The organism is Actinoplanes couchii (assembly GCF_016862075.1).
GTDB classification, from domain to species: domain Bacteria; phylum Actinomycetota; class Actinomycetes; order Mycobacteriales; family Micromonosporaceae; genus Actinoplanes; species Actinoplanes couchii.
On record NZ_BOMG01000077.1, the window covers coordinates 61,052 to 74,173 of the forward strand.

General features: G+C 68.6%; 6 protein-coding genes. All 6 read left to right on the forward strand.

Going from position 1 to position 13,122, the window contains the following annotated elements; all coding sequences use genetic code 11:
- Positions 1–189 precede the first annotated feature (189 nt).
- The 6 genes from Aco03nite_RS31205 (at position 190) to Aco03nite_RS31230 (ending at position 13,119) form a co-directional block, all read left to right on the forward strand.
- Positions 190–1,497 (forward strand): ABC transporter substrate-binding protein, encoded by a 1,308-nt coding sequence (locus Aco03nite_RS31205; RefSeq protein WP_239145589.1) that lies wholly within the window; start codon positions 190–192, stop codon positions 1,495–1,497.
- A gap of 54 nt (positions 1,498–1,551) precedes the next feature.
- Positions 1,552–2,391 (forward strand): carbohydrate ABC transporter permease, encoded by an 840-nt coding sequence (locus Aco03nite_RS31210; protein WP_203801210.1) that lies wholly within the window; start codon positions 1,552–1,554, stop codon positions 2,389–2,391.
- A gap of 3 nt (positions 2,392–2,394) precedes the next feature.
- Positions 2,395–3,201: a carbohydrate ABC transporter permease gene (locus Aco03nite_RS31215; protein WP_203801212.1), complete on the forward strand. Its 807-nt coding sequence runs from the start codon at positions 2,395–2,397 to the stop codon at positions 3,199–3,201.
- A gap of 25 nt (positions 3,202–3,226) precedes the next feature.
- Positions 3,227–5,071 carry a glycoside hydrolase family 127 protein gene (locus Aco03nite_RS31220; RefSeq protein WP_203801214.1) on the forward strand — a complete coding sequence of 615 codons (1,845 nt, stop codon included), beginning with the start codon at positions 3,227–3,229 and terminating at the stop codon, positions 5,069–5,071.
- An 83-nt stretch (positions 5,072–5,154) separates the two neighbouring features.
- The gene (locus Aco03nite_RS31225) at positions 5,155–7,686 is read left to right on the forward strand and encodes a beta-L-arabinofuranosidase domain-containing protein (RefSeq protein WP_203801217.1); all 2,532 of its coding nucleotides are present in this window, start codon (positions 5,155–5,157) and stop codon (positions 7,684–7,686) included.
- Between the two features lie 12 nt (positions 7,687–7,698).
- Positions 7,699–13,119, forward strand: a complete 5,421-nt coding sequence (locus tag Aco03nite_RS31230; protein ID WP_203801219.1) for an OmpL47-type beta-barrel domain-containing protein — start codon at positions 7,699–7,701, stop codon at positions 13,117–13,119.
- Positions 13,120–13,122 lie beyond the last annotated feature (3 nt).

A 13,122-nucleotide genomic window follows, 5' to 3' on the forward strand; every position in this document is an offset into this window, starting at 1 on the left:
GGGGCGGGCCGCACGGCGCGGTGTGGTGGATCGAAGGCCTTGACAGGGCAATTCCCGGAGTATTACGTTTCTGAAAACCTTTTCGGTCCTTCTTGGAATGCCCTTTGTAGCCGTTTGAGCTGCATATATGACAGCCGCTCGATGCTGGGTGGCGAAACTTGCCGAAACAAGTGCCGCTGGAGGTGCTTCGTGCGACGTACCCGAAGAAATCTGTTGATCTGGACCGCCCTGGCCGCTCTGATGACCACGTCCGTCGCCGCCTGCTCGTCGCAGGGGGACGAGGGCCCTGCGGCGCCCATCGCCGGGGCCGGTGTGGACGGGGTCGATGACGGGTCGGAGCTGACCCTGTGGACCCGGGCCCCCCTGGAGCTGCAGGCGAAAGCGCTGGTCGAGGCGTACAACAAGGCGCACAAGAACCAGGTGAAGCTGAACATCGTCCCGAACGACGACTACGTGGCCAAGGTGGGCGCGGCGGCCGGTGCGGGCGGGCTGCCGGACCTGTTCGCGGCGGACATCGTCTACGTGCCGAACTGGACCGAGGCCGGGCTCTTCCACGACCTGACCGAGTCGGTGGGGCAGCTGCCGTACGCCGACAAGATCAATAAGGGACACCTGGACGCCGGGACGTACGAGGGCAAGAAGTATGTCCTGCCGTTCGTCCTGGATCTCTCGGTGATCTTCTGGAACAAGGCCCTCTACAAGGAGGCCGGCCTGGACCCGGAGAGGGGCCCGACCACTCTGGACGAGTTCAAGTCGCAGGCCCTGGCCGTGCAGAAGCTGAACAAGAAGGACACCTACGGCACCTACTTCGGTGGCAACTGCGGCGGCTGCAACGTCTTCACCTGGTTCCCGATGATCTGGGCCAGCGGCGAGGAGGTGATGGCCGACGGCGGCAAGAAGTCGCTGCTGGACGGCCCGGCCGCGCAGAAGGTGTACGGCACCTGGCGTGAGCTGCAGGCGGCCGGCGCGATCGCCCCGGGGTCGAAGGACGAGACCGGCGCCACCTGGGTCGCCGCGTTCCAGGAGGGCAAGGTCGGCGTGATGCCGTACCCGGCGACGCTGCTGCCGACCGCCGCGAAGACGGTCGACGTGGGCGTGACCGCGATCCCGGGCGTGACCGCCGGTGAAGGGTCGACGTTTGTCGGCGGCGACGGCATCGGCATCTCGAAGGACTCGAAGAAGACCCAGCAGGCCTGGAACTTCCTGTCCTGGCTGACCTCCGAGGAGGCCCAGGTGAAGGTGCTGGCGGCCGGGAACAGCACGGTGGCCCGCAGCGACCTGACCGAGAACGAGTACTCGGCGAAGGACCCGCGGGTGGCCACGATCAACAAGGTGGCTGGCGCCCCGCAGAGCAAGACGCCGGTGGCGGTCAACTTCCAGCAGGCCTACAACGCCCCGGGCAGCCCCTGGGTGACCCTGTTCCGCAATCAGGTCTACGGCGATCCGGCCGGTCTGGCGAAGGACAACGAGGCGCTGAGCCAGGTTCTCGGTCAGTAGGACGAAGCCGGGCGGCTCGTTCCGGGCCGCCCGGCCGCAAAGGAGTAATGGACAGTGAAATTCAAGGGCTGGGCCTATGCGGCGCCGACCGCCCTGTTCGTGCTGATCTTCTTCGTGGTGCCGATCGCCATCGTGGCCCGGATGTCGGTCTCCGACTGGCGCCTGCTCACCGGGAACCGCGGATTCAACGCGCCGGAGAACTACCAGGACGTGCTCGACGACCGGCTGTTCTGGCCGGCCGTCTGGTTCACCCTCAAATACACCGTGGTCACCACGGTCATCCTGCTCGGGCTGGCGCTGATCCTGGCCCTGATCGTGCAGGAGTCGAGCCGCTGGACCGGATTCCTGCGGACGTCGTTCCTGGTGCCGAGCGCCCTGGGCCTGGCCTCCGCCTCGCTGTTGTTCTACGCGCTCTACTCACCGCAGAGCACCCCGCTGGAGTTCCTCGGGATCGATTCCTTCCTGGGTACGCCCAACGCGGCCCTGTGGTCGACGGTCGTGCTGATCGTGTGGCGGTTCGCCGGTTTCTACATGCTCCTGCTGCTGGTCGGTCTGCAAGCCATTCCGGGTGACGTCTACGAGGCCGCGCGACTCGACGGCGCGAACCGTTTCCAGACGTTCCGTTTCGTCACGCTGCCACTGCTGAAATCGTCGCTGGCGATGTGCGCGATCCTCTGCGTCACCGGTTCGATGCTCGCGTTCGACCAGTTCTACATCCTGACCAAGGGCGGCCCGGACAACAGCACGATCACCGTCGTCCAGCTGATCTACAACATGGCGTTCTACGGGCAGAACAACCTCGGCCGGGCCGCGGCGCTGTCCATTCTGGTGCTCGCCGCCCTGCTCATCGTCAACGTGCTGCAGTTCCGCGGCCTACGCGACAAGGAGGGGTGACGCGTGTTCCGTACCCCGCAACGGGTGGTCACCGGGGGCCTGGCCCTGCTGTTCCTCTTTCCGCTGGTGTGGGCGAGCCTGGCGTCGGTCAGCCCGCAGGCGGGCACCGCGCAGATCGACGGCTGGGGTTTCGGCAACTACCAGACCCTGGCGAATTATCAGGCCGGCATCGGGCAGTACCTGCTCAATTCCACGCTCGTCTCACTGATGACGGTGCTGTTCACCCTCACCGTCTCGCTGCTCGGCGGTTACGCGTTCGCGATGTTCCGGTTCCCCGGGCGGGACGCGCTGTTCCTGGTCACCCTCGCGATCCTGATGGTGCCCTACGCGACGCTGCTCATTCCGCTCTACGTGCTGCTCACCGAGCTGGGCATGCAGAACTCTCTGGTCGGGCTGGCACTGGTGCTGACCATGTTCCAATTGCCGTTCGCGACGTTCATGATGCGCATCTCGTTCGAGGCGGTGCCGAAGGAGCTTCCCGAATCGGCGCTCGTCGACGGCTGCGGCAGTTTCCGGGCGCTGCTGCACATCCTGGTTCCGGCGGTGCGGCCGGGCCTGATCACCGTCGGCCTGTTCGCTTTCCTGGCCGCGTGGAACGACTTCATCACCCCCCTGGTCCTGATCAGTGACGCCGAGAAGGCGCCGTTGCCGCTGGCGGTGGCGAACATGCGCCAGCAGGTGATGGGAATCGTCGACTTCGGCGCCACCGAAGCCGGCGTGGTGGTGCTGGCGTTCCCGTGCATCCTGCTCTTCCTGGTCCTTCAACGGCACTACGTCCGCGGTTTCATGTCCGGCGCACTCAAGGGTTGATCACGTGACGATCGAAGAAGTAATCGTGACCGGTGAATGGGTCCGCCGCGGGGGAACTCCGGCGGCGCCGAGCAAGGGGCGCCTGCGGCCGCTCGGGCTCAAGGAGGTGACGCTGCGTCCGGGATTCTGGCACCAGCGGCAGCAGGTGAATGCGGACAAGTCGCTCGATCACATCGAGCACTGGCTGACCGCGTCGGGCTGGCTCGGCAACTTCGATCACGCGGTGAACAGGCAGGGCCGCGAGTTCTCCGACTCCGAGATCTACAAATATCTGGAAGCCCTGGCCTGGGCCAACGACCCGGCCCTGGAGGACCGTTTCCAGGCCGTCGTCGCCAAGGTCGCGGCGGCCCAGGATCCGGACGGTTACCTCAACACCAACTTCGGGCGGCCCGGTCAGGCACCCCGCTACTCCGACCTGGAGTGGGGCCACGAGCTGTACTGTTTCGGTCACCTCATCCAAGCGGGAGTCGCCCGGGCCCGCGCGCACGGCCACGACGAACTGGTGCGGGTGGCGATCCGGGCCGCCGACCACGTCTGCGACATCTTCGGGCCGGGTGGCATCGAGGCGGTCTGCGGGCATGCCGAGATCGAGCCCGCGCTGGCCGAGCTGTACCGGGTCACCGGCAACCGCCGCTACCTGGAGCAGGCTCGCCTCTTCATCGAGCGGCGCGGGCACCAGGTGCTCGGCGACATCGAGTTCGGCCGGGCGTACTTCCAGGACGACGTCCCGATCCGGGACGCGACGTCGCTGCGCGGGCACGCGGTCCGCGCCACCTACCTGGCGTCCGGCGCGGTCGACGTGGCGGTGGAGACCGGCGACGACGAGCTGCTCGACGCGGTGGCCGGGCAGTGGGCGCACGCGGTCGCCCGGCGCACCTACCTGACCGGTGGGATGGGCTCGCGGCACCAGGACGAGGCGTTCGGCGAGGACTGGATGCTGTCACCGGACCGCTCCTACTCCGAGACGTGTGCCGGGGTCGGGTCGATCATGCTGGCCTGGCGGCTGCTGCTGGCCCGCGGCGAGTCCCGCTACGCCGACCTGATCGAACGGACCCTGTTCAACGTGATCGCCGCGTCGCCGGCCGACGACGGGCAGCGGTTCTTCTACACCAACACCCTGCACCAGCGGGTTCCCGGTGCGGAGCCGCCGGCCGGTCAGCTGGTGCCGCGGGCCGCGTCGAGTCTGCGGGCGCCCTGGTTCGCGGTGTCCTGCTGCCCGACGAACCTGGCCCGCACCTTCGCCAGCCTCGCCGGCTATCTGGCCACCCGCGACGACGAGGGCCTGCAGATCCACCAGTACACCGCCGCGTCGATCGACACCGGGGACATCGCCCTGGACGTCGACACCGAGTACCCGGCGGACGGGCGGGTCACCGTGCGGATCGTCCGGGCGCCGCAGACGCCGTTCACGCTGACGCTGCGGATCCCGCACTGGGCCGACGGCGCGACTCTCGACGGGCAGCCGGTCGCTCCGGGGACGGTCCGGGTGCGGCGCCGTTTCACCGCGGGGGAGAGCGTCACCCTCGACCTGGCGGTCCGGCCCCGGTTGACCTTCCCCGATTCCCGGATCGACGGTGTACGCGGGACCGCAGCCGTGGAACGAGGACCGGTCGTCTACTGCCTGGAGTCGGTTGATCTCGCCGATGTCGACTTCGAGTCGGTGCACCTCGATCCCGCGTCGGCGTTGAGCGACCGGGACGGCGCCGTCGTGGTGAGCGGCCGCGCCGTCACCCCGGCCGACGGCGTCTGGCCGTACCGGCAGCGGGACCACAGCACCGGAGCGGCGGTCGAGATCCCGCTGCACCCGTACCACCGATGGGCTCGTCGTGGCCCCTCCACCATGCGCGTCTGGATCCCGACCACGGACTGAGCCCCGGGCCCGCACCCATCCGGTCGCCGTGAAGCCGGCGACCGGTGATCACACCTGACCTCCGACAGGAAGTGAGCGCAGCAATGTCCGGAAACGCCATCCCCCGCCGTCGGTTGTTCCAGCTCGGCGCCGCAACCGTCGGCGCGTCCCTGGCCCTGCCCGCCCCGGCACTGGCCGGCGGCCACCCCACGACGCCGAAGATCACGAGGGTGAACGGGCTGCCCGTACCGAGATCCTGGAAGGCCGTGCCGTTCGACCTGAACCGGGTCGCCCTGGCGCCGAGCATCTTCACCGAGAAACGCGACCGCATTCTGGCGTACGCCCGCGCCTACTCCACCGACCGCATCCTCAGTAATTTCCGCACCGCCGCCGGTCTGGACAACCTCGGCGCGCAGCCGCCCGGCGGCTGGGACGACGCGACCGGCAACCTGCGCGGCCACTACAGCGGCCACCTGCTGTCGATGTACGCGCAGGCGTGGGCGGGCTCCGGCGAGGCGGTCTTCAAGGAGAAGCTCGATGCGATCGTCACCGGCCTGAAGCAGTGCCAGGACGCGTGGGCGGAGCAGGTCGGCGACCCGGGCACCCCGCCGCCGCCCGCCACCTGGGCCGGCGGCGGCCTGGCCCTGAACGGCGACGGCCAGTACGTCGGCCTGCCGGACGCCACCGTCGACGGCCTGACCGCCGCCACCATTGTCATCCGGTTGCGGATCGACGAGCTGCGCACCTGGTCGCGGGCGTTCGACTTCGGCACCGGCACGACCGTCAACATGTTCCTGACGATCGACACCGGTGCCGGTCCCCGGTTCGCCATCACCACCTCCGGCAGCGGCGGTGAGCAGCGCATCCAGTCCACCACCAGGCTGCCGGTGGGATCGTGGACGACGATCGCGGTGACGATGGACGGCCGGGCCGGCACCCTCTACGTGGACGGCGTCGTGGCCGGGACGAATCCGGCGATGACCCTGACCCCGGCGGCGCTGGGCGCACCGAAGAACAACTGGATCGGCCGCTCGCAGTACGGCGACGCCGGTCTGAAGGCCGTCGTCGACGAGTTCCATCTCTTCGACCGGGTGCTGTCCGCCGACGAGATCTCGTCGCAGAGCGGCAACCTGGTCGCCTACCACTTCGACGAGACCGGGGGCACGACCGTCGCCGACTCGTCCGGGCGGAACTGGGACGCGGCGGTGGTCACCGGCGCCGGTGGCGCACCCGGCCCGAGCCACGCCGGCTTCCTGGCGGCTTACCCGGAGACGCAGTTCATCCAGCTCGAACAATACGTGACCTATCCGGCGATCTGGGCGCCCTACTACACCTGCCACAAGATCATGCGCGGGCTGCTGGACGCGCACACCCTCGGCGGCAACCAGGTCGCCCTCGAGGTGGCCCGCGGCATGGGCGAGTGGGTGCACTCCCGGCTGTCGAAACTGCCGCGCGAGCAGCTGGACCGGATGTGGGCGCTCTACATCGCCGGTGAGTACGGCGGCATGAACGAGGTGATGGCCGACCTCGCCGCGCTGACCGGGAACCGCACGTTCCTGACCACGGCCGGCTACTTCGACAACACCGGGCTGCTCGCCGACTGCGCGGCGAACACCGACACCCTCGACGGTAGACACGCCAACCAGCACATCCCGCAGTTCCTCGGCTACCTGCGGATGTTCGAGCAGGGCGCCGGTGATCGCTATCGGACAGCGGCGGCGAACTTCTACGACATGGTCGTGCCGCACCGCACCTACTCGCACGGCGGCACCGGGCAGGGCGAGGTGTTCCGCGGCCGGGACGTGATCGCCGGAACCATCGTGGGCACCACCAACGCCGAGTCGTGCGCGGCGTACAACATGCTCAAGGTCGCCCGAAACCTGTTCTCGCTGACACCCGACGGCAGGTACTTCGACTACTACGAGAAGACCCTGGTCAACCAGATCCTGGCGTCGCGGCGGGACACCGACAGCAGCACCGATCCGCTGGTCACCTACATGGTCCCGGTCGGGCCGGGGTCGCGCCGCGGCTACGGCAACACCGGCACCTGCTGCGGCGGGACCGGGCTGGAGAACCACACCAAGTACCAGGACACGATCTACTTCCGGTCGGCCCGCAACGACGCGCTCTACGTCAACCTCTACATCCCGTCGGCGCTGCGCTGGACCGAGCAGCGGGTCACCGTCACCCAGTCCGGCGACTACCCGCGCTCCCCGTCGTCCACCCTCACGATCAGCGGAAACGCGCGGTTCGATCTCCGGCTGCGGGTGCCCTCCTGGGCGCGGTCCGGCTTCACGGTCAAGGTCAACGGCAAGCGGCTCGCGGTACGGGTGAGCAAGGACGGTTACGCCGGCATCCAGCGCCACTGGCGTAACCGGGACACCGTCGAGATCTTGTTCCCGTACCGCCTGCACACCGAGAGCGCGATCGACGACCCCACCCTGCAGTCGCTGCTCTACGGCCCGCTGACCCTGGTGGCGAAATCGGACAGCACCCAGACCCTGCCGCTGCCCGCGGACCTCGCCGACGTCCGCCCCGGCGACCGCCCGCTCACGTTCACCTCCGGCGGCCTGACGTTCGAACCGTTCCTCACCGGCGACACCGCCGCCTATCACACCTATCTGCGCCGCGCCTGAACAGGAAACCTGATGCCGACTTCGCGCTCCCTGGCCGGGGCGACAGCCGCCCTCCTGATACTCACCGCCCTCTCCCCGGTGGCCGCCCACGCGGCACCCAACACCAACACGCCCTACCCGATCTTCAAGGGCGACACCGCCCCGATCCCCGACGACCGCACCGGATACACGCCCGGCAACCAGCTCAAGGCGATCTTCGACGCCGACGTGGCGGCCGGGGCGGGCACCAGCCCGGACCGGGACTTCTGGATCGACCGGATGCTCGCCCGCACCGGCAACCAGCCCGGCGGCTCCAACGGCGACGCCAACCAGTACCTGTTCAGCCGGGGCCGGGCGGTCTTCATGAAGACCCACCAGCCGGGCACGATCGGGTTCGGGGGCGAGGTCGCCTACATCGAGTCGATCGAGGGCGGGCAGGGCGCGTACACGATCACCGCCTCGGTCGGTGGCGCCGACGTCACCCTCACCGAGGACGCCGCGCAGCGCCGGCAGACCCCGAGTTACTGGCGTGGGGTGTTCGCCAACGGCGCGGCCGGGCTGCGGGTGGTGCAGACGAAGTTCATCACCGACGCCAACGTCGCGGTCACCACCCTGGAGCTGGGCAGCACCGACGGCGCCGCCAAGGACGTGACACTGACCGCGACGTCACCGTTCGCGCGTACCGCAACCGGCTCCGACCCGGAACTGACCGGGGCCGTGCGGGCCTTCAACAAGCTCACCGACCTGTTCCCGCGCTTCTCCGGCGACGGGTTCACGGCGGCCGAAGGCCGGCTGCGGCAGACCCTGACCGTCCCGGCCACCGGCACCGTCGGCACGAAGGTGCAGCTCGGGTTCGTCGCGAAGGAGATCCCGGCGTCGGCCACCGAGTACACGAAGTTCCGTGGGCTGAGCCCGGCGGCGGCGTTCACCGAGCACGTCACCGCTTACAACAGGTGGTGGGCGGAGAACGTGCCCTACCTGGACACGCCCGAGGACAACATCGACAAGACGCTGTTCTACCGCTGGTGGCTGATGCGGTTCAACTTCCTCGACGCCGACCTGCCGGGCAACGACTACCAGTTCCCGACGTCGATGGAGGGCGTGCTCGGGTACAACAACGCGATCGTGCTGACCACCGGCATGTTCGTCGACGACCTCAAGTACTTCCGGGATCCGGTCTACTCCTACGGGCCGTGGATCTCGGCCGGCGAGACCGCCAAGAGCTACAAGTACGTCGACAATCCCGGTGACCCGGCGAACTGGTCGAACAGTTACACCCAGTACATCTCCGAGGCGGCCTGGCGCTCCTACCAGCTGCACGGCGGGCCGCCGTCGGTGGCGCGCAACCTCGCCGAATACGCCGAGTACGACGTCAAGGGACTGCTGGACGCCTACGACTTCGACGGCAACGGGCTGATCGAGTACAGCTGGGGCGCGATGACCGGCAACGACGCCGACGCGGTGTCGTTCGACTGGCGCAAGAACCAGAACATGGACCGGACCGAGAACGCGTATCTGTACTCCAACGCTAAAGCCGCCGCGGCTGCCTACCGGACCGCCGGGGACGACACCAAAGCGGCCGAGATGGACGCGTTCGCCGAGCGGATCAAAGCCGCCGTTCTGGAATACCTGTGGGAACCCGCCCGGGACACCCCGGACGAGATGGGACTGCGCGGCAATCTGCTCAAGCACCGGCACGTCGCGAGTGGCGATCTGGTGCCGTGGAAGGAGATCAACAACTATTACCCGTTCTCGGTGGGGCTGATGCCGAACACCGCCGAGTACCGGGAGGCGCTGCGCCTGTTCGCCGACGACGCCCAGTACCCGATCTTCCCGTTCACCACCGCCAACCAGGCCGACAAGGCCGCCGCGGCCGCGCAGGGCGACGCGGGCAGCAACAACTTCTCGGTGATCAACTCGACGGTCACGTTCCGGATGCTGTCGTCGGTGCTGCGCAACTACCCCACCGACTACATCAATGCCGAGTGGTACAAGAAACTGCTGTACTGGAATGCCTGGGCGCATTATCAGAACAACGGTGACAACCGTTATCCGGACCAGAACGAGTTCTGGGCCGACGGCAGTGCCGCGAACCAGAGCATCGGCTACCGCTCCTGGATCCACCACACGATCCTCGGGGCCACCAACTTCACCGTCATCGAGGACGCGATGGGGCTGCGGCCCCGCTCGGACGGAAAGATCGAACTCGACCCGATCGACATCGACTGGGACCACTTCACCGCCAACAACATCAAATACCGGGACAAGGACCTGACCGTGGTCTGGGACGCGCCCGGTGGGAACCGGTACTACGGCGACGTGCCCGAGGGCTACTCGGTCTACCTGGACGGCACGCTCGCGTTCACCGTGTCGTCGCTGGCCAAGGTCGTCTACGACCCGGCCACCGGTGAGGTCACCACCGGCGCTCAGGTGCTGTCCAGCGCCGCCGCCGGGGTGAAAGCGCCGGAACAGGTCACCTTCGCCGCCGACGCGCGGATCACCGACGTGCTGGCCAAGGCCGGTGCCGGTGCAGTTTCCAACACGGCCCAGGGCCGGCCGGTCACCGCGAGCTTCTCCGCCTCCGGTCGTGGTCCCGCCGGTGCGGTCGACGGCACGACGATCAACGAGCCTTTCTGGGGTACGGCCGGGTCACCGAACGCCGCCGACTCGCTCGTCGTGGACCTGGAGGGATCCCGGCGGATCGACGACGTGCGGGTGCACTTCTACAAGACGTCCACCACCGCGACCGTCCCCGGATACGCGCCGCCGGCCCAGTTCCTGGTCGAATACGAGAACGGAGGGGGCTGGAAGGCCGTGCCCGGACAGAGCCGAACCCCGGCCTATCCGCAGGGCAACCTGAACCAGGTGCGGTTCCCCCGGGTCACCGCGGCGAAGCTGCGGATCACCGTGCAGCACGCGGGCGGCGCGAAGACCGGGATCAAGGAGATCCAGGCCTTCGACAGCGGAGGCACCCCACCCGCTTCCGCGGACGCGCCGCCGCTGGCCGACGCGTGGGTCGACTCCACCTACCGGGAAGCCGGCTCGGTGCGGTTGCTCGGGCTCGCCCAGGACGACGGGAAATCGGCGACCGCACCCACCGCGCAGTGGTCGGTGGTGGACGCGCCGAACGGCGGAGCCGTCGCGTTCGACCCCGAGAACTGGGCGAACACCATCGCCCGGTTCACCCTGGCCGGCCGCTACACGCTGCGGCTCACCGTCGGGACGTCGCACAAGGACGTGATCGTCGATGCGACAGCGCTGACCGAGGGCCAGATCAACGTGGCGTCCACGGCTACCGCGTCGGCCAGCTTCACCACCGGATGGAACAACGTCGCCGCCGTCAACGACGGGAAACCGCCGTTGTTCAGCGGGGGTGTGCAGACCGATCTGTGGGGGACCTGGACCGGGAACGAGCCGGCCACCCGCTGGTTGCAGTACGACTTCCCGGCGGCGGTCCGGGTCGACCGGGCGTCGATCGACTTCTGGTCGGACAGCACCACCGGCGGCAGCGGGGTCTCGGTGCCCCGGTCGTGGAAGGTGCAGTGGTGGGACGGCACGAACTGGCAGGACGTGACCGGGGGCAGCGGGTTCGATCCGGCTGTCCGGGGGCGTACCAACGAGGTGTCCTTCGACCCGGTCACCACGACCCGGTTGCGGGCCACGTTCAACGCGCTGCCCAACGCGGCCGGGACTGCCTGGTCGGCGGTCGGCGTGTCCGAGTGGCGGGTGTTCGCGGCCCCTGCCTCGTCGATTCAGGGTGTCGACGTCCGTACCCAGGTCGGGGTTGTTCCCGATCTTCCCTCGACCGTGGACGTGACCTACGCCGACGGGACGACCCTGCCGGTCGCGGTCACCTGGGGCGCCGTCGACCCGGCGCGGGTGGCGTCGGTCGGTGATTTCACGGTGGCCGGGTTCATCGCTGGATCGACATTGACCGCACGTGCACATGTATGGGTTCGGGGATCCGACCCGGTGCAGATCAACACCGTCGACCCGGTGTCGGTGAGCACCTCGGCCGGGGTCGCTCCACGTCTGCCCTCGTCGGTGACCGTCGGTTACAACGACGGCTCGCGGCAGAGTGGTGTCGGCGTGACCTGGGCGCCCGTCGACCCGGCCTCCTATGCGTCGGCCGGCACCTTCGACGTGATCGGGCAGGTCGCCGGCACCGACAAGACCGCCACCGCGACCGTCACCGTCGGTGCCGGTGGGCCGGTGGACAGCTCGCCGCCTGTCGCGTCGCTCACCGCTGATCCGGCCGCCACCTGGACCAACGCGGCGACCGTGACGGTGACCGCCGCCGCGGTCGACAACCGGGACGACTCGCCGTCGATCGAGGTCGCGGTGGGTGACGGTGCCTGGCGGGCCTATACCGGTCCGATCAATGTTGACGATGAGGGATCAACACGTCTCCGGGCGCGGGCCACCGACGCTGCGGGCAACGTCTCGACGGTCACCGAGTCGACAGTCAACATCGATCGGACGAAGCCGTCCGCCACGGCCAGCCTCGACGCGGCCGCCCGCACGGTCACCGTCACCGGGACGGACGCGCTCTCCGGGGTAGCGGACGTGCAGTACCGGCTGAGCGCCGGCGGGGAGTGGACCGTCGCCAACGGGGCCGTGCCGATCGGGTCGCCGGCGACCACCGTCGAATACCGGGCGGTGGACCGGGCCGGGAACGTCTCGGCCGTGGGGTCGTTGGAGGTCGCGGCCGGGCAGGCTCCGGTCAACGTGGCACGCACCGGGGGCGCGTCGGCTTCGTACACGCCGGCCTGGCTCACCGTCGACAACCTTGCGGACGGCGTCGAGCCGACCGGGGCCAACGGGCCGAACACCGACGTGTGGAACAGCTGGCCGCAGGTCGGGGAGCAGTGGATCCAGCTCGACTGGGCGTCGCCGGTGACGGTGGATCGCAGCCGGATCTGGTTCACCTCCGACCTCGACGACTCGGGTGCGGGGGTGGCCCCGCCGAGCGCGTGGAGACTCCAGTACTGGGACGGGACCGTTTTCAAGGACGTGTCGGCGTCGGCCTACGGCACCTCGGCCACCTCGTGGAACACCGTCACCTTCACCCCGGTGACCACCACTCGCCTGAGGGCGTTGCTCACCAGCAGCGGCACCGAGGAGGGCAAGGGCTCGCCCGGTGTACAGGAGTGGCAGGTGTTCGACGTGCCTACCTCGCCGGAGCCGGGAGCGGACGTCGAGGTGCAGGCCCGGTCCCAGTGCACGGCCGGGAAGGTGCATGTCGCCGTCACCGCACTCAACGCCGGTGCGACACCACTGAACATCGAGCTGGTCACACCGTACGGAAATCGGACGGTTTTGAATGTAGCCCCTGGCAAATCGGCCTATCAGACATTCAACAGCCGGCTGGCGAGCGTGCCCGCTGGAAGCGCCACCATCCGCGTCGGTGACGAGTCGTTCGACGCACCCTACGCGGCGCTGAGCTGCGGATAACCG

What these genes read in the sequence shown, in the direction of transcription:
- Aco03nite_RS31225 (WP_203801217.1), top strand. Translation starts at nt 5,155, where the DNA reads ATGTCCGGAAACGCCATCCCCCGCCGTCGGTTGTTCCAGCTCGGCGCC.
- Aco03nite_RS31230 (WP_203801219.1), top strand. Translation starts at nt 7,699, where the DNA reads ATGCCGACTTCGCGCTCCCTGGCCGGGGCGACAGCCGCCCTCCTGATA.